The sequence below is a fragment of the Paenibacillus soyae genome, from assembly GCF_024623455.1.
In the GTDB taxonomy this organism is placed as follows: Bacteria; Bacillota; Bacilli; order Paenibacillales; family Paenibacillaceae; genus Pristimantibacillus; species Pristimantibacillus soyae.
This window is the reverse complement of sequence record NZ_JANIPJ010000007.1, coordinates 165,422-191,910: the sequence shown is the minus strand read 5'-3', so window position 1 is coordinate 191,910 and position 26,489 is coordinate 165,422. Positions and strand designations below refer to the sequence as shown.

Sequence of the window (26,489 nt, the reverse complement as noted above, 5' to 3'; positions counted from 1 at the left end):
AGCTCCTCCTCTTCCCCTTCCAGGGGACTTTGGTTAATCGTTGCGGTAAACGGAGAGGCTGCGGATCAAAGGCTGTTCCACGCTTTCCAAGACACGAAGCCTGATCGCGTCCGCGGCCGTCCGGCCCGTCCTCTCGATCCGCTTATGGCCGATGGCGCTGCCTCGCGCAAGCTCGCGCCACTCGCCGTCCCGCTTTGCCTCGAGCACATACGACCGCACCCGCTCCCCATAACGAATCTCTTCCATTAAGACGACGTGGTCGAATGCCGTGCCGGCCTCAAGCGCGAGCTCGAGCTGCATGCCCGCCCCCGACGCCTCCGCGGCCGGCGTACCGAACAACTTTTGAATCTCGTCTCCAAGCTCCGTCACTCTCCGCACGTCGGCCTCCGGCATCAAGCCGCTGTTATCCGGCGCCACGTTAAGCAACAGGGTCGCGCCATGGCCGACGGAACGGTAATAAATATCCATCAGCTGATCGAGCGACAGCAGCAAATGCTCTTCGTCCGGATGCCAGAACCACCGGTCCTTGCGAATCGGCACGTCGCATTCCGCCGGCACCCAGCTTGGCGTTTCCGGCAGCCACTGCAGAGACGCGTCGCTGAACATGCTGACCTTCGCCGACTGCGCCGTATTCCAGCAGGGGTAGGGCGCAAGACCGTCTTCGTTGCCGACCCACCGGATCGTCGGCGCGCCCATATTGAAGATCATGGCTTCGGGCTGATGCCGTTTCACGAGTCCGACGATCGACGGCCAATCGTATTCTCGGCCTTCGGACCCCGCTCCGTCGAACCATACCTCTACCAGCGGGCCGTAGCCCGTCATTAATTCCTCGAGCTGCTTCATATAGAAGGCGTCATAGGCCTCCTTGTCCGCATAGCAAGGCTCATGCCGATCCCACGGAGACAAATACAGGCCGAAGCCGATGCCTTCCTCGCGGCAAGCGTCCGCGCATTCCCGCACGACATCCCCTTTTCCGTCCTTCCATGGGCTGGACGCGACGGAATAATCGGTCGTGGCCGTCGGCCATAAGCAGAAGCCGTCGTGATGCTTCGCCGTCAGGACGAAATAGCGAAAGCCTGCCTGCTTGGCCGTGCGCACCCACTGGCGCGCGTCCAGCCGCGATGGGTTGAACAACTCGGGCGAGTCGCCTCCCTCTCCCCACTCTTGATCGCAAAACGTATTGATGCCGAAATGGCAGAACATCCCGAGCTCGTAATCCTGCCATTTGAGCTGATGCTCCGTTGGAACGGGCAATGCCGATAACTTGGACATCGTATTCCTCTCCCTCTTCTAATTTAGTTCGACGACGCGCCCCGAAGCTCGGTTGGCGTCTTGCCGGTATACTTCTTGAACACTTTGGAGAAGTAGCTTCTCTCGTAATAACCGAACTTGGCCGCCACGATCTCGACCGTTTCTTCCGTCCCCCGGAGCATTTGCTCCGCGATGCCGATTTTGTACCGGTGCACGTAGTCGGTAAAGTTGACGCCCGTCAAACGTTTGAAATACCGGGAGAAGTAGCTCGGATTGAGTCCCAAATACTCCGCGATGTCGATCGAGCTGACGTTTTCCTCGAGATGGTCGGCGATAAACCGGTCGATGGCCTGAAGCTTCGGCTCCACTTTCCCTGGCGCATAGACCGGCTTCCTGCCCGGCTCCGCGAGCCCTGTCAGCTTCCAAGCCATCAGTCCAACCAAATCGTCGGCGTTCAGCGCGGCTTCCATCGATTGGTAGAACGATTCGTCCCTAGCGCTAGGCGCAAACCGCAGCTCCAAGGTCCGGACCATTCCGGTACAGGCTCCAATCCACTCCTTGGGCTGCATTCGTTGTTCCTCCGCTTCCATTCGCATGGCCCGAAGCAGCTCGCCCACGGCCCTTCCGTCCCCTTCCGCTATCGCCTTCTCCAGCTTCCGGCCGTAGACGTCCGCGCCGCTTGCCGCGGGATAGAAGATCATGCCCGCGCGGTCCGGCTTCCACTCCGAGAGGGGAGCGTTGTCGTAGAACAGCTCCAGCCTCCCTCGCATCAGCTTCCTGTACATATCGGCCATATCGCGCAGGGCCAGCTCGGCGACGGGACTAACGAAACGAATGCCGATATGCAGCAGCTCGTGGACCTGCCGCTTAACCAGCGAGAGGAAGCTCTGCAAGTAGCTGTGCGGCGTTGCCGCCGTCCCGCTCTTATGGTTCAGTAGAACAACGATTCCGCTTTGGTAACGGAAGACGGTAATCCCTTCGAACTGGACCGCTATTTCCGATGCGATATTATAAACGGAATAGAGGAGCAGCTCCGCGTCCTTTGTTTTGTACCGGTCAAGCAGGCTGGAGAACGGGATATGGCCGACGCTCATCCGGAACGCGCCGTACGTCCATTTGATCCCGAGGCGCCTAGCATATTGAACGGTCGCGTCCATGTCCCCGCCGCGGGTCAGCCGCTCGAACAAAGAAGTTTTGAGCACGTCCAGATTCCGGACCAAATCCTCTTCGTACGATTCCTTCGCCTCCATCTTCTCCTCGCGCTTCAGGTTGCCGATCGACTTCGCGAGCGCGTCCTCGAGCTGGGCGGCGACGAGCTTATCCTTGATTAAATAATCGTCCGCGTTCATGCGGAGCGCGGTTTTCACGTAGTCGAACTCCTCGTAGCAGGTGAGGAATACGATTCGGACGTCGGGCTTCAGCTGCTTGAACTTTTCCGCCAGCTGCAATCCGTCCATCTGCGGCATGCCGATATCCGTCACGACCACGTCCGGCTTCTCCTGCTTGAACAGCTCGAGCGCCTTCACGCTCGAATAGGATTCGAGGGGCGGGCCGAAGCCAAGCGACCGCCAGTCTACCAGTCCCCGCAAATATTTAAGCATCAGCGCGTCATCGTCAATAACCAGAACCTTATACATCGTGTTCGCCTCCCGCGGGCAAGCTTCGTTCCATAACCGGTATGTGCAGGCAGACCGTCAAGCCGCCTTCCTCGTTCCTCTCCAGACGCAAGGCCGCCGCCTCCCCGTAAACCAGCTTCATGCGCTGCAAGATATTGCGGACGCCGATATGATCCGGGTCCCGGTGCTCGGCCGCTCCCTCCGCCTGCAGCTTGGCGTTCATCTCGGCAATTGCCGCCTCGTCCATGCCCATGCCGTTATCCGCCACCGCGATGACCAAATCTCCTTGCTGGATCTCTGCGCGCAGGACGATGGCGGAATGATCGTCCCGCTCCAGGAAGCCGTGCACGATGGCATTCTCCACGATCGGCTGCAGAAGCAGCTTCGGAATGCGGCACATGCCCGCTTCCTCGGAGAACGACGCTTCGAAGCGAATCCGCATGTCGCTGCGCATCTCCATCAGGCTGACGTAATGCCGCAGCACCTCGACTTCCTCGTGGAGGAAGGACGGCTCGTCCATCTTCAGATAGTTGCGAAGAAGCGACATTAGGGAGTTGATTTTCTCCCCGTGCACCTGATCCCCTCCCATAATGAGGCTGATCTTCATCGCGTTGAGCGTGTTCAGCAGAAAATGGGGCCTGATCTGGTTCGCGAGCGTCTGGAGCTCCATTCTTCGTTTCTCGTCCTGCTCTCTGGCCATGTTCGCGATCAGCTCCTCGATCTGGTCGAGCATGTCGTTCAGCGTCCGGCCGAGATCGTTGATCTCATCCTCGCCCGACACCTGGAACCGCATCGAGCGGTTGCCGCCTCCGAACTGCACGGCGATGCGCTGCAGCTTATGGATCGGCTTGTGAAGCTTGCGCGCGAGAAGCATTGACAGTAGCAGGAACAGAACCATGGACACCGCGATGATTATCCCGCTAATATAGAACGTTCTCGTCAGCTGGCCGACGACGTCGGCCTTCGGCGTCTCGAAGACAAGATCCCAGTCGACGATCGGGATGGATGCGCTGCTTCGGATGATCGTCCCCTTGTCGCCGGGAGCCGATAAGCTCACGTCCGGCGATCCGGCGAACAGCTCGCCGTCGCTGTTGAACAAGGCGAACTTGCCCGTCTTGATCGGATCAAACAATTCTTTGAAATAGTTTTCGGAAATGCCAATGTTGAGCACGGCCAGCACGCGGCCCGTTCCCGTGTCGCGGATGACCCGCGTCCCGTAAAAAAACTTCTCCGGATAACTCTCCGACGAGACGGCGCCGAGCCATTGGAAATGGCTTGAATTGGCCAAATTATCTTTGGCTTGAATCTGCTTCCAATGATCCTCGAGCTCATCGATGCTCTTCCCCCTTGCGAAGAAGCCGGGAGTCGAGATGATCAGCCCTTTCTCGTTGGCGATAAACAGATGAATATGATTGGGCGACGCTTTGAACGACACGAGGTTCAGCAGGCTTTCGATGCCGCTGTAAATCTCGTAATCCTGGAAGTTGCTAATGCCGTCCAGCTCCGCGTAGTGCTTGTAATAAGGCTTCAGCAGATCATTTTCGACGAAAATGAGAGAGGCGTAAGCCAGATCGCTGACCGTCTCCTCGATATCCTGCTCCATAAGCTGCAATATGCTCTTATTCGACAGCGCGATATTGTCCATGCTCGCGTTCCGGTTCACCGTGTACGAAATGATCGTGACCGTAACGATCGGAAGCAGAATGAGAAGGATGAACGACACTTGAATTTTGCTGTAGTACGTGCTGCGGAATAGTCTCTTCATCGTTTCACCCTTTGGCTGGTCGGTTATACCCCTCATTATAGGGAGCGAGCCTTGCCTTAGATAGTGCGATTTTTTGTCTTTGGGGGTAAAATTTTTACTTTTCGCGAGAAAAAGCGCTCCGCGATCGTCGAAACCGCCGCGGCGCTGCCGGATTCGCTATGGCTGTGTCAGTCATACTCTGGCTGCTTACGGAAATGAGGGACCTTATTTCGCATAAAAAAGCATTTTTTTCAAGGTAACGGAACTGTACGCCGTTATTTGCCCGTTTCAAAGGTAAATCTAGTCGAATCGCGTGAAATAAAGGCGCTCAGTTCCGCAAGCTCCCCAAAAGCTCTCATTTTCCGGCGAATAACGTCTTTCCGTTCCGTTAAGCCGCCGCGGCAATCGTACCGGTCAACAAAAAAGACATCTACCCCCGCAAATCTGGAGTAGATGCCTTTTTTAGAGACGGCTCTGCAGCCGCCTTACTTCGTATTTTCTTCGATCACTTTCGTCGCTTCCTCGGCCATCGCCTTCTGGATATCGTCCACCGAGTCGCTGCCCAGCATAAACTTACTGAAGTTGTCGGCCAGCACCTTCGCGAGCTGCGAGCCGAACGTGGTCACCACTTGGGACGCGTCGAGGTATTCGATGCTTTCGCCGAACAAAGTGTTTTTCAGCGATTCCACGTCGTACATGTTTTTGTTCTCGCCGATGAGGCGGTCAAGCAGCGCGGTCGAGTCGGCTTTCTTCCAGCCGGAGAACTCCGTGCGGTGCTCGGAATCGGTCGTCGTCATGAAACGCATCAGCTTGAAGGACGCTTCTTTGTGCTTGGAGGTCGCGCCCATTGTCAGATGGCCGCCGCCTACGAAATATTTGCCGCCTTCGTAATCCTTCGGCTGCGCGCTTGCCGGAGGAAGCGGCACCGGCGCGAAGGCCGTCACGAAGTCATGCGGGTATTGCTCCAGGTTGCCCGGATCCGGAACCATCCAGCTGCCGGACAGAACCATCGCGGCATCGTCGTTAAAGAACTCGGTACGGTAGTTCAGCTTGGCCGCCAGTACGTCCGCATACGGCTTGGCCGATTGGTCGATCGCCTCCATGTCCTTGCGGAGCTGGAAGAAATATTTGTATGTCGGATCGGAGAAGTTGGTCGTGCCGTCTTCGTAACGGAACGGGTTGCGCATGACCGTCTGAGCCGGCGGGTTCATGTACAGCTCCCATGTGTGGAAGTAGCTGCCGTAACGTTTGTCGACGCCTTCGCCTTTGTTCAGCTTCTTCGCGTACTCGCGGAAGTCGTCCCATGTCCAGCCGTAAGTCGGAATCGGAAGGCCGGCCTCGTCCAGCGCGTTTTTGTTCAGCAGGATAAATTGGTAGGTCGTCGTGTTCTGCATGCCGTAGTACTGGCCGTCGATTTGCGGGTTGACGTAATATTCATCCTCCGCCACCAGTCCCTCGGCCTCATAGTACTTGTTCAGCGGCTCGAGCGCGCCTCTGGAGGCTCTCTCCACGACCGCGTCCAAGCTAGGAACGCTGATGACGTCGATCGCTTCGCCCGAGGAGATGAGGAAGTCCAGCTTCTTCAGCATCTCGACCGAGTTGCCCGGCACGAGCACAACGTGCTCGACCTTGATGTTCGGGTTCGCCGCTTCGAATTCGTCCAGCATGGCGCGGGTGTTCGGAGCCGTCGCTTCGTTGTCCCAGTTGTAATATTTGATCGTGACTTGCTCTTCGGACTTGCCGCCGCCTTGCGCGTTGCTCGGAACCGCGGAGCTGCCGCTTTCCGGGTTGTTGCCGTAGTTGCTGCCCGAATTGCCCGAATTGCCGCAGGCGCTGAGGACGGTGACGATGGCGAGCATAAGGCTAAGAATCAGCATGACGTTTTTGTTTTTCACTTGCTCTTCCCCCTTGAGGTTGTGAATGGAATGGCCTTGCTTGCAACTGATTATAGAATCCGTAGCGCCGCCCGGCGTGTACAATTTTTAGGTGCGAAGAGAAAATATTTGACCTTTCGGGGCCGTTCTACCCTTTGACGCCGCCGAGGGCGATGCCGTTGATGACCTGCCGCTGCAGGATGACGAACACGATGAGCAGCGGAATGATCGCGGACAGCGAGGCCATCATCATGATGGCGTAGTTGTTCGTATAATCGTCGCGGAACAGCGCCATGCCGAGCTGGATCGTATACAGCTTCTTGTCGAGCAGGAAGATGAGCGGATTCTGGTAGTCGTTCCACGTCCAGATGAACTTGATGATGGCGACCGTCGCCAGCACCGGCCGGCAGAGCGGCAGCATGATCGACCAGAAGATGCGGAAGTAGCCCGCCCCGTCTATTTTTGCCGCTTCGATAAAGTCGTTGTTCACCCCGAGCATGAACTGGCGCAGCAGGAAGGTGAAATAAATCGAGAACATATCCATAAGGATAAGCGCAGCATGCGTATCGTACAAGCCCATCCACCGAATGAGCATGAATCTCGGAATGAGCGTCGCCTGCGCCGGAATGATCATATAGGAGATCAGCAGCAGGAAGACGAGATCCCGCCCCTTGAACTGCAGCTTCGTGAACGAATACGCCGCCATGGACGAGAACACGAGCGTGATAAGCGTGACGGTGAGCGCCACCTTGATCGAGTTCCAATAAAACAAGTAGAACGGCACGTTGCCCATCCATACGGCCTTGAAGTTGTAGACGACGTTGATCGTCTCGGGAATCCACTCTATCGGGAAGCGCATGACGTCGTTCTCGAACTTAAAGGCTGACGATACCATCCAGATGAACGGAACAAGGAAGAAGATGGACAGAGCCCCCATAATAGCGGTGACGATGATTTTGGACGCGTTTTTTTTCAGCTGTTGAGCAAACAAGCGGATTCCTCCTTCGTGACGGTTCTCATGCGGCGTCTTCCTTCCTCATCTTCCACGTAGCGGCCGTCAGGATGCCGATGATCGCGAACAGCAGCCACGAGATTGCGGAGGCGTAGCCCATGTTGTAATTGCGGAAGCCCTCCTCGTAAATCCGGAATACGAGCACCGTCGAGGAATTATGCGGCCCGCCTTCGGTCAGGAAGGCGATGATGTCGAACACCTTGAAGGACGCGATCAGCATGGTGACGAACAGGAAGAACGTCGTTGGACGAAGCAGAGGCACCGTTATTTTGAAAAACTTCTGCAGGGAAGAAGCGCCGTCGATGTCCGCCGCCTCGTACAGATCGGCAGGAATATTCGTCAAACCCGCCATGTAGATGATGACCGTATACCCGATGCCCGCCCACGTGCTGATCAGCGCGATGGAGAGGAGCGACGTCTTCGGATCGACGAGCCACTTCGGAGGGTTCGTTATGCCGAGCTCAAGCAGGAATTGGTTAACCGGTCCGAGCGAAGGATGCAGCAGGGCGCTCCATACCGCGGCGATCGCGATGATCGACGAGATGTAGGGCAGGAAGAAGACGACCTTAAAATAATCCTTGCCGTACACCTTCGAGTGTATAAGCACGGCCATCACAAGCGCGACCGCGATGGAGACCGGCACGGTGAAGACGGTGTAGAGCAGATTGTTCTTCAGCGCCTGGCCGATCGCCTCGTCTTGGAACATCTTCGCATAGTTGTCCAAGCCGATGAATTTGATGCCTTTGATGCCGGAGAGGAGGTCCCACTCCGAGAAGCTTAAGTATAGGGAGAATAGAAGCGCGAACACGTTCAGAAGCAGCATGCCCGCGATTTCCGGGAGCAGGAACAGCCAGCCGACGAGCGCCTCCTTGCGGCGGGGCGACCAGAATCTGCGGGGCTTAACCTGCCCCTGCGGGAGAATCGATTTTGCGGGTTCCACCAACAATCACCTCAGCAATCTAGTAAGTTGACTCTATAATAATGAAATTGCCGGGCATTCGAAGGCGAGATTCTGACCTGCGAGAGGTAAAATTTTGACCTGGGGGGTCATGCGTGGTCGAAACCAAAAGTTGCAGCGCTCCGAAATTACGGCGCTTCTGCAGGCTTCCGATCCTTGGTAATCTAAGAGCAATCAAAGAAGAGGAGTGAGTGAAGATGAACATTTCGGTACTGGGAACAGGCAATATGGGGAAAGCGCTGGTGAAACGTCTGAGCGAGAAGGGGAACCATCCGGTTCGTTGGGGCTCGCGCAGCCCGGAGGAAACAAAGGAGCTGGCGCGTCAATTGCAGCTATCGAACGTAACGGTAAGCACGAACGAGGAGGCGCTGCAGGCGGACATCATCATTCCCGCTTTTCATGCGGCCGTCCTGAAGGAATGGGCGATCGCGCACAAGGAGCAGCTGAAGCAAAAAATCGTCGTCGATATTTCCAATCCGTTTAACGCCGACTTCAGCGGATTCACGACGGCCTGGGGCGAGTCCTCCGCCGAGCAGCTTCAAGCGCTGCTGCCGGAGTCCTCGGTTATCGGCGCCTTCAAAAACACGTTCTTCAAGGTCGTTGACGAGCCCGTTCATGAGGGTCAAGTAAGCGATGTGCTCGTTACAGGTAACGATGAAGAGGCTGTTAAGGCGTTCATGGAGGCCGTCACCCCTCTGCCCTTCCGTTTCCTGCACGCCGGCAAGCTGGAGAACAACCGGACGATTGAACGATTCACCCTGCTTGAATTAGAGCTAGCCTTCCGCTATAACACGTATCCTTATATCTCCCTGCAGCTGTTCGGGATTAAGACGCCCGTCGCGGCTAACTAACCGATCAGCCTCAGGAATCGCTGCCCCTTGGCGCGGTTCAAGCTGGCCACGGCAATCGAGCGGTGAGCATCGGGGTGGTCGAGAGGCCGATACACCAATTGATCGGCGAATACGGCGGCCATAAAGCCTTCCGGCAATACCGTGACGCCCGATCCGTTTGCCACATAACCGAGGATGACTTCGCTGAAGCCAACCTCGGTTTTTATGTGCATCGACTCTTGACTGCCGCCGAACATTTGGGTCAGCGCGGCCCTTATCGTGCAGCCTTTGCTGTATAAGACAAGCGGGTGGCGGCTTAACTCGGTCAGAGTGACCGATTCCAGGCTGGATAAGGGATGATCCTTCGGCATGACCACGTGCAGCGGCTCCCTCCCCAGCTCCCCGGTCCAGATGGACGGATGCGTGCCGAATCGTTCGGCGACGCAGATGTCCGCCTCCCCTTCGATCAGCATCTCGTAGACCTCTTTCGTAGATTGCCGATACACGATCTCCACCTCATGGCCTTGCTCCTGAAGCATCGGAAGCGCAGCTACCAGGTACTTCATCGCGATATCCGGAACGGAAGCGATTTTTAAGCGGCGGCCTATTCGATAAGGCGTTAATTGGTGCTCCAGCTCGGCCACTTGATCCAGAAGCCGCTTGGAGGATGCGTATAGGATTTTGCCGGCATCCGTAAGCTCCACGCCATGGGAGGAACGGACGAACAGCCGTACGTCGAATTGCGTCTCCAAGGTTCTCAGCTGCTTGCTTAACGCGGTATGCGAGATATGCATGGCTTCGCTTGCTTTCGTTATGCTCTTCAACTCCGCCGCTTGTATAAACCCTGCCAAAAACTCGGTATTCATGCCTTTCAACGCCCCTCATCCATTCGAATCACATTGCTAAGCTCTATTATATGGCGTCCAAAAGCCTAGGTAAATAAAGGAAATTTAGACCTATCGGCATTCAAATCGCTTATACTAATAGAAGCGAAGGAAGGAGGCGGCCGCGCATGCTGACTTTAAAAGAAAAGCTGTATCTGCTAAAGCTGCTGAAGGCGGAGAAACGGAAGGCGTTCTGGGGATTCCGCAAGAGGGATGAGGTTCACGACAGACTCGTCGAGAAGCTCGAGCAAATGGTGCGGAACGAACAGATCAACAAGGAGCATCTATAGAACGATGAGCAGTAGCTGCAGCTGCAGGACGTTCATCGACAGTCAGTCAGAGGGGGCAATCGACAAGCAATGAGGGGAAAAACGCATTTGGCGATCGGAGTCGCCGTCGGCGCGGGAGCGGCGGTCTACTTCTCGCCGGATTTATCGAATGGATTCACGTATATCGGCGTCGCCGCATTCTCCGCGCTTGCCGCGGATCTGGACGGGACCAGCATGCTGAGCGGCAAGCTGACCAAAGCAAGCAGGCAAATTCGCAAGCTCGCCCTATGGGGCGGCTGCCTGTGCGCGGCGGCCGTTCTCTACTTATTCCTTGCCGGACATTCCGTTCGGCTGGAGCTTGCGTGCGCCGGCATCGCCGCCATGCTGATCGGCCTGACCATGAGCTCGGGCGCGATACGGAACGCGCTTGTCAGCCTCATCGGCGTCGGCGCAGCAGGGCTAGGCGCCATGCGGGGAGAAGGATGGCTGATCGGGCTTGGCCTCTTCATCGCCTGGGCGCCATGGCTTGCTCATAGAGGCATGACGCACACCGTATGGATCCTTCCGCTCTGGTGGTGGCTGGGCACGGGACTCGAGCAGGACCTGCGAGTTGAAGGCGTCGCCATTACGGCCGCGCTGGGGTACTTGTCCCATCTCGCGGCGGATACCCTCACGCCGAGCGGCGTGAAGTGGCTGTACCCCCTAACTAAGAAATCTTTTAAGATTAGGCTATAAAGCTAACGGAACTCACAGACGTTATTCCTTATTATTTCTGGTGGTATGTGGCCTTTAACGGAACTGAACGCCGCTATCTGCGCCATTCTGGTCGTAGACACGGGCTTTTCGGATGAATAAGGGCTCATAGTTCCGTAAGAATCCAAAAATGCGATTTTAAGCGCAGATAAGGTCTGTGAGTTCCGTTCCGTTATAAATTTAAATAAAAGTTGAACAACCGCTAAAATCGCTCCGATACGACTTTGGCTTGGGTGAGCAGCAGCAAGTAGTCGCGGCCGCCCGCCTTGGAATCGGTGCCGGACATATTGAAGCCGCCGAACGGGTGAACGCCGACGAGCGCGCCGGTGCACTTGCGGTTGAAGTACAGGTTGCCGACGTGGAACTCGTCTCTGGCCTTCTCGAGCTTGGCTCGGTCGCGCGAGATGACGGCGCCGGTCAAGCCGTACTCCGTGTTGTTCGCGATATCGAGTGCCGCGTCGAAGTTGGCGGCCTTGATGAAAGCGAGCACCGGCCCGAAAATTTCCTCCTGCGCGATTCTCGCGTACGGCGCGACGTCCCGGATAATCGTCGGTTCGATAAAATAGCCGGTGCCGCCTCTTTTGTTGCCTCCCAGCACGAGCGTCCCTTCCGATCGGCCAACCTCGATATATTTCAGAATGTTAATGTAGGCCCTCTCGTCGATAACGGGTCCGATCGCGGTCGCCTGCTCCGAAGCATGACCGATCTTCAGCGCCGCCGTCCGCCGCACGACCTTCTCCAGCACGTCCTCATAGACGGACTCCTCGATGACCGCGCGCGAGCAAGCCGAGCATTTCTGGCCGGAATAACCGAAGGCCGACGCCGTGATCGCGTCCGCCGCCAGATCGAGATCCGCATCCTCCGCCACGATGATCGTGTCCTTGCCGCCCATCTCCGCGATGACCCGCTTGATCCACTTCTGATCCTGCCGCGCCGCGGCCGCCCGTTCGTTAATGCGAAGACCGACCTCCCGCGAGCCCGTAAAACAAATAAAGCGCGTCAGCGGATGCTCGACCAGGAAATCTCCGATATCCCCGCCCGCGCCGGGCAAATAATTGACGACGCCGTCGGGCAGGCCCGCTTCCTCCAGCAGCTCGATGAATTTCGCCGCGATGACCGCGGTCGGGCTTGCCGGCTTCAAGACGACGGTGTTGCCCGCGACGACGGACGCCATCGTCATGCCCGCCATAATCGCAAGCGGGAAGTTCCAAGGCGGGATGACGACCCCGACTCCCAGGGGCACATAGGTCAGCTCGTTGTCCTCGCCCGCAAGCGGCACAAGCGGCTGGCGCTCCGCAAGACGCTCCATCTCCCTGCCGTAAAACTCCAGAAAATCGATCGCTTCCGCCGTATCGCCGTCTGCTTCCGCCCAGTTTTTCCCCGCTTCGAACACAAGCCACGCGGAGAACTCATGCTTACGGCGGCGCAATATGGCCGCCGCTTTATACAGAACTCTTGCCCTCGCGGCAGGCGGCACCCGTTTCCATTCCTCGAAAGCGGCGGCGGCGGCGAGAATCGCTTTGTGCGCATGCTCGGTGTCGCCTTGCGAGACGATGCCGACGACCTGCTTGAATTCGGAAGGATTAATCGACTTCCGCTTGTTCGTCGTTTCGATGCGGTCGGAACCGATCTTCAGACGATACTCGAGGCCAAGCTGGGATTCCACGCTGCGCAGCGCGGCCCCAAAGTCTGCAATGGAGTCGCTGATCGTGAAATCGGTAAACGGCTCGTTCCGGAACGGCTCCCGCATGAGTATCCCCTCCCTATGCCTTATTATGGGACTTCTTGCAGCGTATAGGGCTCTCTTATGAAACTTATGCGGAACGAAACGGGCGTTATTCCTCCAACGGCAATTCCAGACGCTCCTTGCAGAAGGCGTCGATGAACGCTTCTTCTTCTTCGGTCATCTCCATATCGATGTAGGCGCCGCTGCCCGCGTTCAAAAATTCATATTTTACGATGCGGGAAGCGCCTGACTGCTCCTTGACATAAACAACGCGTAGACGGACGCCTTCCTCCGTGTGCAGCTCGTCCTCCTCGTCCACCTCCATCTCCAAATACAGCTCGAAGCGCTCGCCGGATAAGATGCCGTAAGGATCCTTCATTTTCTCCATGGTATATTCTCTAATTTCGAACATGCCGATTCTTTCCTCTCTTCTATTACAATGGTAACGCAAAGGCAGCCCTAAGCTTCGCGAAGAAGCTTCGGACTGCCTCAAGCATCCTTATGGAATAAGTATGGCCTAGCTTACATCGCGCTCAGCGTTTCGGTCAGCGGAGGCACGATTTGCGATTTGCGGGATACGACGCCTTTGAGCAGCGCTTTGTTGTTCTCCAGCTTCACGTTAAACGCCTTCTCGACGCCTTCCGCTTTGTTGCCGAGAGCCAGACCGACGGAGTCGTTGTTCAGAATGTCCGTCACGACCAGCAGGAACAGGTCCAGGCCTTTGGAAGCGATAATGCCGTTCAGCGCCGTCTCCAGCTCCGCTTGGCGGTTCAACACGTCGTTCACGTCAACCGCGTTTACTTGCGCGATTTCCACTTTGTAGCTGCCCATCGAAAATTCCTTCGCGTCGATGGAGATCAGCTGCTCGATCGTTTTGTCGCTCAGGTCCGCGCCTGCTTTGAGCATGTCCAGGCCGTACGCATCCGCGTCAACGCCTGCGATAGCCGCCAGCTCGCGAGCCGCCGCCACGTCTTGATCCGTGCAAGTCGGCGATTTGAACAGCAGGGAGTCGGAGATGATCGCCGACAGCATGAGGCCCGCGATTTCCTTGCGGATCTCGACGCCGTTCTCTTTGTACAGCTTCAGCAGAATCGTAGCCGTGCAGCCTACCGGCTCCGCGCGGAAGTACAGAGGGCCCGCCGTTTCGAAGTTCGCGATGCGGTGGTGGTCGATAACTTCGACGACGCGCACTTTATCGATATCGTTCGCGCTTTGCTGGCGCTCGTTGTGGTCAACCAGAATAACGTCCTTCGCTTCGTCCGCCACGTTCTCGACCAGGCGAGGCGCCTCGATGCCGAAGTATTTAAGCGCGTATGCCGTTTCGCCGTTCACTTCGCCGAGGCGAACCGCTTCGACGTCCGCTCCTAGCTTCGTTTTCAGCTCCGCGTATGCGATTGCCGATGTGATTGTGTCCGTGTCCGGGTTTTTGTGCCCGAAAATAAGCGTTTTTGCCATTTCCCATTAACTCCTTACCGAGTAGATTTAGCCCGTGGGCCGATTAGATTGATTATACACTATTACCGATTATAACCTTAAGTCCGGCGTATTCCTATACCTAAAGTCAATTTCATTACTCGGATTTATTCGGGAGCAAAATGGACGCTACACCTTCCTCCTGATCGCCGCAACGGCCGTTAGAGTCAATAGAGGCAGGAAGAAAACCGTGAATGCCCACAGCGGGTGCACCGCCGTAACGATCATCCCCCATGCAGCCGGGCCGTCGAAGGTGACGAGACCCATTAGAAAACAGAAGAAGGCGACCGGCAAAGCAAGCGCCGTGCCATCCTCCATGCCGAAGAGCCGTCCGATAAACAGGCAGATGACATACAGCGTAATCGTTGCCTTCATATAAGAGCCCAGAATAAGCGACATGCCGATAATGGATTCGATCCGTTGAATGATTTCCTGAAATTCCACAAGCCGCGCGACCGAAAACAGGACATAAGGCAAATCTCCGGCATAGGGGCCGAAAATCATGATCGAGCATAACGCGGATACCATTAAGGTGATCAAATTAAGCCCCAGCGAGATCAGCATCGATGCGGGCAGCTTCTTTCTGTCCCCTTTCGCCACGTGGTGCATCAGCATGCCGAATACGAACACCTCGGCATACGGAAACCCGAAGGTGAAATAAGCGCCGTGCAGGACGGGATTCCATCCTTTCGGAACGACGGGCTGCAAGAACTCGGGATGATAGTCCGGAATAGCCAGGATCAGCGTAATGGATATAAAAAAAACGCTGAACAGCATGATAATCATGAACATCCGGGCGATGACCTCGATCCCCGCCCTCGCCGTCAGGGCGGATGTAAGAAGGATCAGCGAAGTGAAGGCATACACCGGCGTCTCCCTCAGCATCGAGGTGACCATAAACAAGCCGACGTCCATAACGATCGCCGACAGCATTTGGAACAGAAAGGTGAGCGCCATCAGGCCGAAAAGCAGCGTCAGGAGCTTGCCGATCAGCTTGCGGCTGTAATCCACGTAACACAGGTCCGGGAACCGTCTGAACAGGTACAGCAGCATGGCCAGCACGCCGAAGCCCCAGGCTCCCGACAGAAGAAGCGATATCCACGCCCCGTTGCCGGCTTTGGCGATCAGCGGCCCCGGTATGTTGATGATGGAGGAACCGGTCATAAAGACGAAGAAGAGCACTCCGGCTTGCACATGGCTGATCCACTCCTTGTTCATGCGGCTTACCTCCTCCTGTCGGTTGCGAATACTTAGCGGTCCCAGTTCGTTTTCAGCGTTGCCTCGATAGCCTCCGCTGCGGATTTGAAGGGAAGGGTCATCACATCCAGATAGTCGATGGCGTCCCAGGCCATGACATAGTCGATGCCCGCATACAACGACGCGCAGACGATCAAGCCGTACAGCAGCTTTCCGCGAGGCGTCATTTTCCCTCTCAGCGACAAGGCGTCGTACAGCAGCATTCCGACGAGAGCGGCGGCGAAAACCAGCATTCGCTCATACATCCTTCGCTTCAGCTCCCTTCGCCTGCTTGTTTCGATAACGTCTTGCTGCTAATCGTCCCGCCCGTTATCAGCTTAAGCTTCACCTTCACTTCGAACGGTATGGCGGCGAACGTGTTATTCCAATCCGCCTTTAGCCGTTCCCACTCCTTCGGCTTCTTGCGGTAGATCAGGTTGCCGAGGCCGATCGCGTCGATCTTCTGCTTCTGCAGAATCTGAAGAGTCTGCTGCGCTTGCCGCTTCACTTCAGCTTCAACTTTGCCTACAAACGCCTCTTCCTCTTCTTTGCTCCCGATTTTGGTGCATCTCAGCTCGTTGATCGATATTTCGCCTTGTATGGATACGGAGGCGGCGACATTGTCGCCTTGCATGCGGTGCTTCATGCGGGAGTCGAGCGCCAGCAGCTCCGCGGTCTCGCCGACGTTCTTCTTTCCCGGGCAGCGAATTTCCACGACGCCGGTTTTATATTTGTCGACCAGCATGAGGTAGCCTTCCACCTTGCTTGCCGGGAGCGTGTCCTTCATCTTGCCGTCTTGGATCAGGGCTAGTCCGGCGGCCGAGAACATATGCGTCGTCTTCGTGTCTTCGTATACGTAAGCGATGGTCGTGTCGGGATGTGCGCTCTTCATGCTGCGCGCCAGGTCCAACAGCCTTGTGTCCAGCGTCTTCGCGGCATTGTGGTAGGCGGATTCCTCCGTACGCAAAATTTGCTGGGACGTCGTCTGTTCGATGAGAGGATTTTTCTCGAAAATCTTGGCCGCCTTACCCTTCGCGATCATGAGCGAAACGCTGGACCTCGGCTCATGGTCCCGGTAGAACAAATCGAGCACCTGCATCATATCCATATTCTTGGCAAGTTCTTCCCCGACAATAATGACGCGCATATGGCTCCATTGCGCCATCCTGCCTAGATGGATCGGGATGTCGCGTATCGCCTCCATGACCGTATCGTCCACGGTCTTGATGTTGACGCTCGCTCCGACAACCGTGGAGGTCGATTTGCCGATTTCGGCGGAGGAAGGGCGATACACTTGCGTCAGCATCTCGATTTTTCCGTCCTCCCGCAAATCAAGGGCGACGCCCATGACGAAAGCGCGTTCCGTCAGCTCGTTTTTGCTCCAACAGCCGGTTAGGACGACGCTTACCAGCAGCAGTAACGTGATGGTTTTGTATGCCATCGGATCCTCCCGTTTTTAACGTTTATGCAAATTGCGAGGGGAGCGGATAAGCGTCTTGAGCGGAAAGCGCATCAGGATATCTCGCAAATCGCGGAGCCTCAGCGGCGCCATGCCGGCCAGATAAGGCTGGCCGATCGACCGCAGCTTGCATAGATGCAGCAAGATGAACAAAAAGCAGATCATCATGCCGAAGCCGCCTAGCATGGCCGCGCTGATCATCAGCGGGAAACGCAAAATGCGAAGAGCGATCGCCATGCCGTATTGCGGCAGGGAGAAGGAGGCGATTCCCGTAAGCGCGACGACGATAACCATGATCGGAGAGGCGATCCCGGCACTGATCGCCGCGTCGCCGATGACGAGCGCGCCGACGATGCTGACAGCCGAGCCTACCGGTCGGGGCAGCCTGACGCCGGCCTCGCGCATCAGCTCGAAAAAAAACTCCATCAGCAGCGCCTCGAAAAAAGCCGGCAGCGGAATGCCTTCCCGCGCGTTCAAAATCGCGAGCAGGAGAACCGTCGGGATGAGCTCCGGATGGAAGGTTGACAACGCGATGTAAATGCTCGGGAGCGTCAGAGCGATTATAAACGCAATGATGCGCAGCCAGCGGATCATCGTCGAGATGACCGTCCGTTGGTAATAGTCTTCGCTGGATTGGAAAAATTCCGTGAACAAGCCGGGACATAACAAGATGCCCCCCGTCCCTTGCACCAGCACGATAATTTTCCCGTCCAGCAGGGCGGCGACCGCCATGTCCGTTCTTTCCGTATAACGGTGCTGGGGAAACGGCGAGAAGACGGAATCCTCGATCAGTTGCTCGATATAGGACGTCTCCAATATTTCTACCGTTTCGATCTGACTCATCCGACGCTTGAATTCGGCGAGCAGTTCGCCGTCCACGGTCCCTTCCAAATAGCCGTAAGCGACGGCCGTATGCGTGTCTCCGCCGCCTTTGACCATCTCGATCTTGAATTTCGGCGTCTTAAGCCGCATGCGGAGCAGTCCCAGGTTTTTCTGCAGATTCTCGACCGTGCTCTCGCGGGGACCCATCACGACGGATTCGTTAACCGGCTCGTTGACCTGCCTCGTTTCCACGGATTGCGCCAGGAAGCTTAGCCCCTTATTCCAGCCGTCGAACAGAATGACTAGCCGTCCGCTTGACACTTCTTCGATAAGCGTCTGATAATCTTGAACGATTTCCGCTTTTCGGGCCGATGCGCCATGGTTTTCGAAAAAGTGCCGGAGCTCCTCCAACGTCACTTCCGTCCCCGGACCGACCTCGTGCTCCTCTTGATCCTGCAGGGACAGCTTCATGTAATTGGTTGCATCCTGCTGGACGAGGGTGTTGTAATAGACGGAGCAAGCGCGATAACGATAGTCCGGACCATAGCTCCAATGCTTGAGGATGAGATCCGAGCTGCCGGCGAACACGCTCATAAGCTTGGGTATATTTTGATCCAGATCAGCCGATATCGCATCCTGTTCCTTTGGCTTGTCTGCGTTTCTGTCCACTAGGAACCACCTGTTGTTTCGACTTGTGCCTATTATTTCCTGTGGCAGAAATCGCTATTCGGATAAAAAAACACCCCGCCCATACCGATTCAACATCGATACGACAGGGTGTTCCTTCGGTTAACCTCTATATTTCTTCAGAAACTCGACCGCAAGCTGTATGTCCCGCTCCGGGTTCGTTCCCACTTCGCGTTCGATCGTGAGATAGCCTTTGTACCCGATATCGTTCAAAGCTTGCAGGTACGCATCCCAGTTCACGCTACCTTCTCCGAGCGGAACCTCGCGGAACGCCTCGCCGGATTCCGCCATGGCGGCAATCTTCTCGTGATCAAGCTCCGCCTCGTAGCCGTAAAAGCCGTATACGTCGCGCGGGTCGATCGATCCCAGCTTCACTCCGTCTTTGGCATGCGTATGCACGATATAGTCCTTCAGCGTATGAACGCCCTGCACGGGATCGTCGCCCGTCACCATGACCATGTTCGCCGGGTCGAAGTTGACGGAGACGCCCTTCGAGCCGAGACTGTCCAAGAAGGACTTCAGATGCGCCGATGTCTCCGGCCCCGTCTCGATGGCGAAATAAGCGCCCATTCCGTTCGCGAAGCTGCTCAGCTCCGAGCATGCCGCATGCATCGTCTCGTAAACTTGGCTGTTCCGGTCATCCGGTACGATGCCAATATGAGTCGTTACGATATTCGTGCCCAGCTCCATGCCCAGCTCCATAATACGCTTCGACTTTTCGATTTTTTCGCGGTTTTGGGATGGATCCTGGAAGCCGTGGCCGCCCAAATCGCCGACGAGCGCGGAGATTTGCAAGCCCAGCGATTCGATATACGCTTTGAGCTCCTTACGGGCCGCAGGCGTCAGGTTCGCGGGATCCATCTCGCCCCTCACCGCGTAGATTTGCACGCCGTCCGCGCCGACCTGCTTCGCTTTCAACAAGCCTTCCTTCAGGCCGACTTGGAAGCTATCGACGATAACGCCGATTTTGTTCGTCATAATAGGAGCTGCCATTGGATGTTCCTCCCTCGGAAACGGTTTTATAGTTCAGCCCATAGCTTCTGGACGTAGTTAAAGCCCATCTTCGTACCGGCCTTGCACTCTTCCATTCCTTCGAACTCGATAGAGATGTAGCCGTCGTAGCCGCTTTCTTTGACAATGCGCAGCACTTCCGGCATGTCGATGTCGCCTTGGCCGACGATCGCCCCGCGCAGATAGTTGCCGCCGGAGGACTTGAACCAGCCTTCGCCCGGATACCGGTAGGATGGACGGGTGTAGAAGTCCTTTACGTGCACCATCGAGGCGTACGTAATGTTATTGCGAACGGCCGCAACCGGATTCTCGTCCGCGCACAGGAAATTGCCCACGTCCAGCGTCGTGCGGAAGTTGTCTCGGCCAACCGCTTGAACGAGCGCCTGCACGCGATCGCTGTGCTGGATGAAATAGCCGTGATTCTCCACGCTGGTCGTGATGCCGTACTTCTTCGCGTAATCGGCGATTTCTTGGCAGGCCTCCGCCAGACGCGGCAGCTCCGTTAGAAAATTGCCGATAGACAAGTCCTTCGAGGACGCGACATCATGACGCATAAGCTTAATGCCCAGCGAGGCGCATGCGTCTACCTCCCGTTTCACGCGGGCGATTTCGTTCTCGTACGCTTCGCCAGTTAGTCCCGCGAAATTCGCGCCGATCGCGTAGTTGGACAGCTCGATGCCGCCACGCCGCGCCGCTTCCTTGATTTCCTCGATCAGCTGCGGGTTCTCCGTCAGCGAGAACCCGAGCGGCACGATTTCGGCATGCTCCGCGCCGATGCTCGCGATGTAATCGATCACTTCGGTGATCGTCAGCTCTCCCGAGGAGAAAGCCTTGTGCAGGCTGTATGTGCTGATGCCCAGCTTCATAGCTTCACCTCATGGCCCTTCTCCGCAGACTCGTAGATGCCGCAAAGAATTTTCATAATCTCGACGCCGTCCTGCACCGGACTGATCGGCTGCGTGCCGTTCAATACATTCCCGATGAAATGGTCGATCTCGTTCTGGAAGCCGCTTTCGAAGTGGAAGCCTTTATGATCGGTCTGCGGATGGATGTTAACGATCGTATTGTTCTTCTCCGAGACGATCACCGCCTCCGGATCGATCTCCATGCCGCCTTTGTCGCCGTACAGTCGAACGGACATCTCGTCCTTCTTCGCATGAAGCGTGAAGCTCACGTCGACCATCAGCGAGGCGCCGTTCTCGAAACGGATAAGCGCGTTCGCCATATCCTCGATCGTGTTTTTGGACGCGTCGTAATCCGCCGCTTTGTAGAAGGACAGGTTCTGGATGTTCGAACGGTTGCCCAGCTTGCGGTATGTATTCGCGCTGACCGCAACCGGCTTCGGCCGTCCCATCATGTACCAGCACAAGTCGATGACGTGTACGCCGATGTCGATGAGCGGCCCGCCGCCCGAGCGCTCGATATCGGAGAACCAGCCGCCCGGATTGCCCAGCCGGCGGAATGCCGTCGCTTTGGCATAATAGATGTCGCCGAACTCTCCTTGATCGGCCAATGACTTTAGGAGCTGGGCGTTCGCGTCGTATCGGCGCACGAAGCCGACCTGGAGTACTTTACCGGACGCTTCAACCGCTTTCTGGACCTCCAGCGCCTCCTCGACGGTACGGCAAAGCGGCTTCTCGACCAGCACGTGCTTGCCGGCGTTTACCGCCGCAATGCTGATCTCCGCATGGGTATTGTTCCAAGTGCAGATGCTGACCGCGTCGATCGCCGGATCTGCCAGAAGCTCGCGGTAATCCGTATATACTTTTTCCGCCCCGTATTTCTCCGCCGCCGAGCGGGCGCGCTCTTCGTTCAGATCGCAAACGGCATAAATGTTTGCATTTTTGTTGTTTTTGTAAGCATTCAGATGGGAAGCCGAGATCGAGCCGTTGCCGATTACTCCGATTTGGACCGCTGCCATTGCCAACCTCTCCTTGTCGCTTCGAAAATGTTTGATCCGCTTGCTCTTTTGTATGCATCCTTACACTTTCGTATTATAATGGATTCAACATCCAGCGCCATGCAGAGGTGTGCGGTTTGTTTGTACAAATGTGCTGTGAGAAGGAGGCCTGACAAAAATGACCATGCCCGTCAATTACGATTCGCTCCGAGAAACGATGAGCATGCCGAATCCCCACTTTCCGATCAAGGCGCACCGTACCCGCTTCGACCAATCCGGCATCGTCATGTTCCCCCATCATTGGCACGAGCATCTGGAGTTTCTGTTCATCGAGTCCGGCGAGGCGATCATCGAATGCGGCTCGACGCCGATTCACGCTCAGCCCGGCGATCTGATCGTCGTTAACAGCAACGAGCTGCATTACGGCTTCAGCCTCACCTCCGAAGTCGTCTATTACTGCATGATCTCGGATATCTCTCTTCTTCATAGCGGCTCCGTTGACGCCGCCGAAACAAAGTTCATCGCTCCGATTTCTCAGAATCGCCTGCTGTTCCGCAACCTGATTCGCGGCGACGAAGCAACGAACGCCTGCATGCGCGCCTTGATCGGCGAGCTGCAAAACCGGGAGTTCGGATACGAGCTGGCCATCAAGTCCGAGCTGTACCGCCTTATGACATATCTCCTGCGAGGCCATGTCGCAACCGTCCTGACCAAAGACGAATACGCGGAGCGAATGAAAAACGTCGAACGGTTCGAGCCTGTCTTCCGTTGCATTGCCGAACGCTATATGGAAGAGCTATCCGTCGAGCTGCTGTCCGGCATCTCGGGTCTCAGCCGGTACCACTTCAGCCGCTTGTTTAAAGAGCTTACGGGAAGGACCGTGACGGAATACGTCACGGCCATGCGACTGGACAAAGCCGATCACCTGCTCCGCACCACGAAGCTCACCGTCTCGGAGATCGCAGCCGAAACCGGCTTCAATGACATCTATTATTTCAGCCGGACGTTCAAGAAGCACAAGCTGGTTTCGCCATCGCGGGTAAGGGCGACTTAGGCGGGTGAACAGAACGACTCATCCTCATGCGCCGCCTTTGTATGAGCTCTCGAAGCATGCAAGTCCCCCTCCTCATGCGAGCCCCCGCGTGCGAACCTCCGCCGCATGCGAACCCCGCCGCATGCAACTCTCCACCGCATGCCCCTTCGCAACATGCGAACCTTTACGGCATGCATTCCCCCCTCGTAGCCCCTTCCCCATGCAAAAACCCCCGCCGCTTCAGTAAAGCGACAGGGGTCTCGAAAGTTACGCGTTATAGAATTTCTCCAATTGAGCAACCACATCTTCAAGCTTGCCGTCGACGAGCACTTGACGCTGCGGCTTTTCGAAGAGAGCGGCTATTTCCGGCGGGAACGACTGCTCGATGCCGGTCAAGCGAATCGCTTCGTCGAACTTCGCGGGATGGGCGGTAGCCAGCGAAATGCTGATTTCGCCTTCTTCGGCGCATTCGTACACCGCCGCGACGCCGCATGCCGAATGCGGATCAAGCAGGTAGTCATGCTCCGTCTTGAATTTCGAGATCGTGTCGAGGCATTCTTGCCCGTCGACGCCGTGCGCCGCAAATTCCGATTGAACAAGCTTAAGCGCGTCCGGCGAGATCGAAATTTCGCCTTCCGATTTGAACTGCGCCATCAAGCGGCTTACCTCCTCCGCATCCTCGCCGAGCACGTAATACAGATAACGCTCGAAGTTGCTCGCCACTTGAATGTCCATGGACGGGCTGTAAGTGATGCGGAAGTCGCCCGGCATGTAGACGCCTTCCTCGATGAACCGCTCCAAAATATTGTTTTCGTTCGTCGCCAGAATCAGCTTGCCAACGGGCAGCCCCATGCGCTTCGCCAAATATCCGGCGAAAATATCGCCGAAATTGCCTGTAGGAACGCTGAAATTGACTTTGCCTAGGTTGCCTCCGTTTGCTTTGGAGACTTGGAAGTAAGAATAGAAATAATAGACCGTCTGCGCCAGAATGCGCACGAAATTGATCGAATTAATAGCGGCCAAATGGTTCGCCGATTTGAAATCGAGATCCGCGAACAGCTCTTTGATCATGCCTTGGCAATCGTCGAAATTGCCGTCTACCGACAGATTCAGCACGTTATCGTCCTGCACGGTCGTCATCTGAAGCTCCTGCACCTTGCTCACTTTGCCGGTCGGGAACAGGATGCAAATTTTAATGCCTTCTTTACCTTTGACGCCTTGAATCGCGGATGCGCCCGTATCGCCGGATGTCGCTCCGAGAATATGGATCTTCTTGCCTTGCTTCTCCGCTACATACGAATAGAAATTACCAATGAACTGCAAGGCGATGTCCTTAAACGCGAAGGTCGGTCCGTGGAAAAGCTCCAGCAGGTACAGGTCGTCGCCGAAGCGGCGCACCGGCGTCACCTCGGGATCGCGGAAGGTCGAATAGCTCGCCTCTACCATCGCCTTCAAATCCTCTTGCGGGATTTCGTTGTTGGTATAGTAAGAGAAGATTTCCAAGACCAGCTCTTGATAGCTGAGATCCTGCCACTTCTTCAAATTATCCGCCGAAATTTGCGGTATTTCGCTTGGAACCAGCAGTCCTCCGTCATCCGCAAGCCCCATCATAAACGCGTCGATAAACCCGATTTTGCCAACCTTGCCTCTCGTACTGATGTACTCCATCCTTCGTTCCTCCTGATTGCCACCGCACCCGTGCGTGGATTAGCTCTTTTATGCATTTTATCACCGTTCGCTCCGAAAATCGAATATGTATTTGCAAATCGGCCGATTTTTTACCCCCATACAGTATTTTCCACACGCAAAAATACTGCAACATTCCGACTTTCCCTCTCGTTTGTAGCCATGTACTTGAAATTAAAACATACGATTCCGTATACGAAGGAGATGGATCATGATGAAGAAAAGAGTATTGCACGCCCTGTTGATCGCCGCGATGGGAATCGCGCTTGCCGCTTGCGGCGCGGACAACGAGAAACCGGGTACGGATACCGGCGCCAACCAGAATTCCTCTTCCGGCGGACAGACGGATACGGGCAACGGCGGGAATGAACCTTCGCCTACGGACGAGCCGGATACAGGCTCGAATACCAATGCCGGAGGGAAAGACCCTGCCGAAACGGACAATGGCGGAGGCGGTGCGGAAGCCGGTTCTACCGAAGCGATCGTCGAAGCGATATTGTCCAAGGTTGAGCAGCCGTCCTTTATGCCGGTCGAAGGTGACATGGTCAAGGACATGTACCATTTCGACCCAACGCTGCTCGAGCAATATACAATCATGACACCGCTCATGAACGTGAAGACGAATGAAATCGCCGTCCTGAAAGTGAAGGATGTCAAGGATATCCCGGTCGTGGAGGAAGGCGTCAAGCAGCGCGCGGCCGACGTGCAGAAGATGTTCGAAACGTATTTGCAGGATCAATACGAAAACGCCAAAAACTACAAGCTCGTGACCAAAGGCAGCTACGTGCTGTTCGTCATTTCGGAAAGCGCGGATCAAATCATAGACGAATTTGAAGCGCTAGTGCCGTAACTGCAGGATAGTCATGGTATTCAGTAGTCTCTTATTCCTTTTTATCTTTTTGCCGGCCGTCCTTCTGCTCTATTACGTCTCGCCTTGGCGGCTGAAAAACCTGATCTTGTTCCTGACAAGTCTCGTCTTCTACGCCTGGGGGGAACCGGTCTATATCGTTCTGATGCTTCTATCCACCGTTACCGATTATGTTTTCGGCCTGCTGCTCGACAGACAGGGCACGGCGGAACGCGTCCGCAAGCTCCTATTGGCTGCGTCCATCATTGTCAATTTAGCCGTTCTCGGCTTTTTCAAATATGCCGACTTCCTGATCGCCAACGTCAATGCTTTGCTGGGAACTGATATTCCGCCGACAGACCTCCCGCTTCCGATCGGCATCTCGTTCTATACGTTCCAATCGATGTCGTACGTTATCGACGTCTATAGGCGGACCGCGAAGGCGCAGCGCAACTGGATCGACTTCGCAGCATTCGTGGCCTTGTTCCCGCAGCTTGTCGCCGGGCCGATCATTACGTATAACTCCATCGCGGAGCAGCTCCGCCACCGTATCGTGAACAACGCCATGTTCGCCGAAGGAGTACGGCGATTCACGATCGGTCTTGCGAAGAAAGTGCTGCTTGCCAACAATATCGGCCTGATCTGGAACGAGGTGTCGGCAAGCTACGCCGGGTCGATGCCGGCACTTACTGCCTGGGTCGGAATTATAGCGTTCGCGTTCCAAATTTATTTTGACTTCAGCGGTTATTCCGACATGGCCATTGGTCTCGGCCTGATGTTCGGCTTCCGGTTCGGCGAAAACTTCAACAAGCCATATACGGCGGAGAGCATTACGGACTTCTGGCGGCGGTGGCATATTTCGCTCGGTGCCTGGTTCAGGGATTATGTCTACATCCCCCTTGGCGGCAACAGACGAGGTCTGCTCATCCAGCTGCGCAACATCCTGATCGTCTGGATGCTGACCGGCATTTGGCACGGAGCCAGCTGGAACTTCCTCCTCTGGGGCGTATATTTCGGCGTCATCCTGATCGCGGAGAAATGGTTCGCGCTGCGCCTGCTGGATCGGCTACCGAAATGGCTGCGACACAGCTACGCGCTGCTGCTCATTATGATAGGCTGGGTTTTCTTTGCCTTCGAAGAGCTTTCGAATGTCTGGGCATATTTCGAAGCCATGTTCGGATTGAACGGGGCGCCGTTTTGGAATCAGCAATCGCTCTACCTGCTCTATACGAACGCCGTGCTGCTTGTTTTGCTCGTGCTTGCTTCCATGCGGAAACCGCTCGGCTCGCGCGCGTTGGCGCTTCATCCGGCTATCGTGATTAGCTGGCACGGCATCTTGTTTTTCATGTCCGTTGCTTATTTGGTGGACGCCACCTTCAATCCGTTCCTGTATTTCCGTTTTTAAATTAAAGGAGTTC

24 protein-coding genes are annotated in these 26,489 nt (G+C 55.9%); 6 read left to right on the top strand and 18 right to left on the bottom strand.

What is annotated here, in order from left to right:
* Positions 1 to 33: 33 nt before the first annotated feature.
* From NQZ67_RS12065 to NQZ67_RS12040, 6 genes are all read right to left on the bottom strand, one after another.
* Positions 34 to 1,272 (bottom strand): alpha-L-fucosidase, encoded by a 1,239-nt coding sequence (locus NQZ67_RS12065; RefSeq protein WP_257445751.1) that lies wholly within the window; start codon positions 1,270 to 1,272, stop codon positions 34 to 36.
* A gap of 23 nt (positions 1,273 to 1,295) precedes the next feature.
* Positions 1,296 to 2,888 carry a response regulator transcription factor gene (locus tag NQZ67_RS12060; RefSeq protein WP_257445749.1) on the bottom strand — a complete coding sequence of 531 codons (1,593 nt, stop codon included), beginning with the start codon at positions 2,886 to 2,888 and terminating at the stop codon, positions 1,296 to 1,298.
* A complete protein-coding gene (locus NQZ67_RS12055) occupies positions 2,881 to 4,632 on the bottom strand; it encodes a cache domain-containing sensor histidine kinase (RefSeq protein ID WP_257445747.1) in 1,752 nt (583 codons plus the stop codon). The genes NQZ67_RS12060 and NQZ67_RS12055 overlap by 8 nt, the downstream gene beginning before the upstream one ends.
* Positions 4,633 to 5,096: 464 nt before the next feature.
* Complete coding sequence (locus tag NQZ67_RS12050) at positions 5,097 to 6,488, bottom strand: ABC transporter substrate-binding protein (RefSeq protein WP_306812833.1); 1,392 nt, start codon at positions 6,486 to 6,488, stop codon at positions 5,097 to 5,099.
* A 145-nt stretch (positions 6,489 to 6,633) separates the two neighbouring features.
* On the bottom strand, positions 6,634 to 7,422 hold the full coding sequence (locus NQZ67_RS12045) for a carbohydrate ABC transporter permease (RefSeq protein WP_257445934.1): 789 nt from the start codon (positions 7,420 to 7,422) through the stop codon (positions 6,634 to 6,636).
* A 79-nt stretch (positions 7,423 to 7,501) separates the two neighbouring features.
* Complete coding sequence (locus NQZ67_RS12040; RefSeq protein ID WP_257445743.1) at positions 7,502 to 8,437, bottom strand: carbohydrate ABC transporter permease; 936 nt, start codon at positions 8,435 to 8,437, stop codon at positions 7,502 to 7,504.
* 215 nt (positions 8,438 to 8,652) lie between these two features.
* Here NQZ67_RS12040 and NQZ67_RS12035 point away from each other — a divergent pair, with 215 nt between their 5' ends.
* Positions 8,653 to 9,306, top strand: coding sequence for an NADPH-dependent F420 reductase (locus NQZ67_RS12035; RefSeq protein WP_257445741.1), 654 nt, complete (start codon positions 8,653 to 8,655; stop codon positions 9,304 to 9,306).
* Here NQZ67_RS12035 and NQZ67_RS12030 read toward each other — a convergent pair.
* Positions 9,303 to 10,151 (bottom strand): LysR family transcriptional regulator, encoded by an 849-nt coding sequence (locus NQZ67_RS12030; protein ID WP_257445739.1) that lies wholly within the window; start codon positions 10,149 to 10,151, stop codon positions 9,303 to 9,305. The genes NQZ67_RS12035 and NQZ67_RS12030 overlap by 4 nt on opposite strands.
* A 146-nt stretch (positions 10,152 to 10,297) precedes the next feature.
* Between NQZ67_RS12030 and NQZ67_RS12025 the strand changes: the two genes are divergently transcribed.
* Together NQZ67_RS12025 and NQZ67_RS12020 are read left to right on the top strand one after the other, a co-directional pair.
* The gene (locus NQZ67_RS12025; protein WP_257445737.1) at positions 10,298 to 10,459 is read left to right on the top strand and encodes a hypothetical protein; all 162 of its coding nucleotides are present in this window, start codon (positions 10,298 to 10,300) and stop codon (positions 10,457 to 10,459) included.
* 69 nt (positions 10,460 to 10,528) lie between these two features.
* Positions 10,529 to 11,173: a metal-dependent hydrolase gene (locus tag NQZ67_RS12020; RefSeq protein ID WP_257445735.1), complete on the top strand. Its 645-nt coding sequence runs from the start codon at positions 10,529 to 10,531 to the stop codon at positions 11,171 to 11,173.
* Positions 11,174 to 11,393: 220 nt separating this feature from the next.
* Here the strand turns inward: NQZ67_RS12020 and pruA are convergent, their stop codons facing one another.
* The 10 genes from pruA to NQZ67_RS11970 form a co-directional block, all read right to left on the bottom strand.
* Positions 11,394 to 12,941 (bottom strand): L-glutamate gamma-semialdehyde dehydrogenase, encoded by a 1,548-nt coding sequence (gene pruA / locus NQZ67_RS12015; protein WP_257445733.1) that lies wholly within the window; start codon positions 12,939 to 12,941, stop codon positions 11,394 to 11,396.
* A gap of 85 nt (positions 12,942 to 13,026) precedes the next feature.
* On the bottom strand, positions 13,027 to 13,329 hold the full coding sequence (locus NQZ67_RS12010) for a DUF6509 family protein (RefSeq protein WP_257445731.1): 303 nt from the start codon (positions 13,327 to 13,329) through the stop codon (positions 13,027 to 13,029).
* A gap of 110 nt (positions 13,330 to 13,439) precedes the next feature.
* On the bottom strand, positions 13,440 to 14,372 hold the full coding sequence (locus NQZ67_RS12005) for a manganese-dependent inorganic pyrophosphatase (protein WP_257445729.1): 933 nt from the start codon (positions 14,370 to 14,372) through the stop codon (positions 13,440 to 13,442).
* Between the two features lie 147 nt (positions 14,373 to 14,519).
* Positions 14,520 to 15,608, bottom strand: a complete 1,089-nt coding sequence (locus NQZ67_RS12000; protein WP_257445728.1) for a GerAB/ArcD/ProY family transporter — start codon at positions 15,606 to 15,608, stop codon at positions 14,520 to 14,522.
* A gap of 32 nt (positions 15,609 to 15,640) precedes the next feature.
* Complete coding sequence (locus tag NQZ67_RS11995; protein WP_257445727.1) at positions 15,641 to 15,880, bottom strand: hypothetical protein; 240 nt, start codon at positions 15,878 to 15,880, stop codon at positions 15,641 to 15,643.
* 20 nt (positions 15,881 to 15,900) lie between these two features.
* Positions 15,901 to 17,067 (bottom strand): Ger(x)C family spore germination protein, encoded by a 1,167-nt coding sequence (locus NQZ67_RS11990; protein ID WP_257445726.1) that lies wholly within the window; start codon positions 17,065 to 17,067, stop codon positions 15,901 to 15,903.
* 15 nt (positions 17,068 to 17,082) lie between these two features.
* Complete coding sequence (locus NQZ67_RS11985) at positions 17,083 to 18,576, bottom strand: spore germination protein (protein ID WP_371825293.1); 1,494 nt, start codon at positions 18,574 to 18,576, stop codon at positions 17,083 to 17,085.
* 120 nt (positions 18,577 to 18,696) lie between these two features.
* On the bottom strand, positions 18,697 to 19,587 hold the full coding sequence (locus NQZ67_RS11980; protein WP_257445725.1) for a sugar phosphate isomerase/epimerase family protein: 891 nt from the start codon (positions 19,585 to 19,587) through the stop codon (positions 18,697 to 18,699).
* Positions 19,588 to 19,613: 26 nt separating this feature from the next.
* Entirely contained in the window at positions 19,614 to 20,471 is an 858-nt protein-coding gene (locus tag NQZ67_RS11975; RefSeq protein ID WP_257445724.1) for a sugar phosphate isomerase/epimerase family protein, read from the bottom strand.
* Positions 20,468 to 21,526, bottom strand: coding sequence for a Gfo/Idh/MocA family protein (locus NQZ67_RS11970; protein WP_257445723.1), 1,059 nt, complete (start codon positions 21,524 to 21,526; stop codon positions 20,468 to 20,470). Before NQZ67_RS11970 ends, NQZ67_RS11975 begins: the two co-directional genes overlap by 4 nt.
* Before the next feature lie 157 nt (positions 21,527 to 21,683).
* Here NQZ67_RS11970 and NQZ67_RS11965 point away from each other — a divergent pair, with 157 nt between their 5' ends.
* Entirely contained in the window at positions 21,684 to 22,559 is an 876-nt protein-coding gene (locus NQZ67_RS11965) for an AraC family transcriptional regulator (RefSeq protein WP_257445722.1), read from the top strand.
* A gap of 246 nt (positions 22,560 to 22,805) precedes the next feature.
* Here NQZ67_RS11965 and thrC read toward each other — a convergent pair whose 3' ends face one another.
* Positions 22,806 to 24,206: a threonine synthase gene (thrC, locus tag NQZ67_RS11960; RefSeq protein WP_257445721.1), complete on the bottom strand. Its 1,401-nt coding sequence runs from the start codon at positions 24,204 to 24,206 to the stop codon at positions 22,806 to 22,808.
* Positions 24,207 to 24,435: 229 nt separating this feature from the next.
* Here thrC and NQZ67_RS11955 point away from each other — a divergent pair, with 229 nt between their 5' ends.
* Both NQZ67_RS11955 and NQZ67_RS11950 read left to right on the top strand, forming a co-directional pair.
* Complete coding sequence (locus tag NQZ67_RS11955; protein ID WP_257445719.1) at positions 24,436 to 25,074, top strand: DUF4358 domain-containing protein; 639 nt, start codon at positions 24,436 to 24,438, stop codon at positions 25,072 to 25,074.
* Positions 25,075 to 25,087: 13 nt separating this feature from the next.
* Positions 25,088 to 26,476 (top strand): MBOAT family O-acyltransferase, encoded by a 1,389-nt coding sequence (locus NQZ67_RS11950; protein ID WP_257445717.1) that lies wholly within the window; start codon positions 25,088 to 25,090, stop codon positions 26,474 to 26,476.
* Positions 26,477 to 26,489: the final 13 nt, after the last annotated feature.

Bases quoted from the DNA above. Each gene is read 5' to 3' on its own strand.
- NQZ67_RS12065 (WP_257445751.1), bottom strand. From the start codon at position 1,272: ATGTCCAAGTTATCGGCATTGCCCGTTCCAACGGAGCATCAGCTCAAA.
- NQZ67_RS12060 (WP_257445749.1), bottom strand. From the start codon at position 2,888: ATGTATAAGGTTCTGGTTATTGACGATGACGCGCTGATGCTTAAATAT.
- NQZ67_RS12055 (WP_257445747.1), bottom strand. From the start codon at position 4,632: ATGAAGAGACTATTCCGCAGCACGTACTACAGCAAAATTCAAGTGTCG.
- NQZ67_RS12050 (WP_306812833.1), bottom strand. From the start codon at position 6,488: ATGCTGATTCTTAGCCTTATGCTCGCCATCGTCACCGTCCTCAGCGCC.
- NQZ67_RS12045 (WP_257445934.1), bottom strand. From the start codon at position 7,422: ATGGGGGCTCTGTCCATCTTCTTCCTTGTTCCGTTCATCTGGATGGTA.
- NQZ67_RS12035 (WP_257445741.1), top strand. From the start codon at position 8,653: ATGAACATTTCGGTACTGGGAACAGGCAATATGGGGAAAGCGCTGGTG.
- NQZ67_RS12030 (WP_257445739.1), bottom strand. From the start codon at position 10,151: ATGAATACCGAGTTTTTGGCAGGGTTTATACAAGCGGCGGAGTTGAAG.
- NQZ67_RS12025 (WP_257445737.1), top strand. From the start codon at position 10,298: ATGCTGACTTTAAAAGAAAAGCTGTATCTGCTAAAGCTGCTGAAGGCG.
- NQZ67_RS12020 (WP_257445735.1), top strand. From the start codon at position 10,529: ATGAGGGGAAAAACGCATTTGGCGATCGGAGTCGCCGTCGGCGCGGGA.
- pruA (WP_257445733.1), bottom strand. From the start codon at position 12,941: ATGCGGGAGCCGTTCCGGAACGAGCCGTTTACCGATTTCACGATCAGC.
- NQZ67_RS12010 (WP_257445731.1), bottom strand. From the start codon at position 13,329: ATGTTCGAAATTAGAGAATATACCATGGAGAAAATGAAGGATCCTTAC.
- NQZ67_RS12005 (WP_257445729.1), bottom strand. From the start codon at position 14,372: ATGGCAAAAACGCTTATTTTCGGGCACAAAAACCCGGACACGGACACA.
- NQZ67_RS12000 (WP_257445728.1), bottom strand. From the start codon at position 15,608: ATGAACAAGGAGTGGATCAGCCATGTGCAAGCCGGAGTGCTCTTCTTC.
- NQZ67_RS11995 (WP_257445727.1), bottom strand. From the start codon at position 15,880: ATGCTGGTTTTCGCCGCCGCTCTCGTCGGAATGCTGCTGTACGACGCC.
- NQZ67_RS11990 (WP_257445726.1), bottom strand. From the start codon at position 17,067: ATGGCATACAAAACCATCACGTTACTGCTGCTGGTAAGCGTCGTCCTA.
- NQZ67_RS11980 (WP_257445725.1), bottom strand. From the start codon at position 19,587: ATGGCAGCTCCTATTATGACGAACAAAATCGGCGTTATCGTCGATAGC.
- NQZ67_RS11975 (WP_257445724.1), bottom strand. From the start codon at position 20,471: ATGAAGCTGGGCATCAGCACATACAGCCTGCACAAGGCTTTCTCCTCG.
- NQZ67_RS11970 (WP_257445723.1), bottom strand. From the start codon at position 21,526: ATGGCAGCGGTCCAAATCGGAGTAATCGGCAACGGCTCGATCTCGGCT.
- NQZ67_RS11965 (WP_257445722.1), top strand. From the start codon at position 21,684: ATGACCATGCCCGTCAATTACGATTCGCTCCGAGAAACGATGAGCATG.
- thrC (WP_257445721.1), bottom strand. From the start codon at position 24,206: ATGGAGTACATCAGTACGAGAGGCAAGGTTGGCAAAATCGGGTTTATC.
- NQZ67_RS11955 (WP_257445719.1), top strand. From the start codon at position 24,436: ATGATGAAGAAAAGAGTATTGCACGCCCTGTTGATCGCCGCGATGGGA.
- NQZ67_RS11950 (WP_257445717.1), top strand. From the start codon at position 25,088: ATGGTATTCAGTAGTCTCTTATTCCTTTTTATCTTTTTGCCGGCCGTC.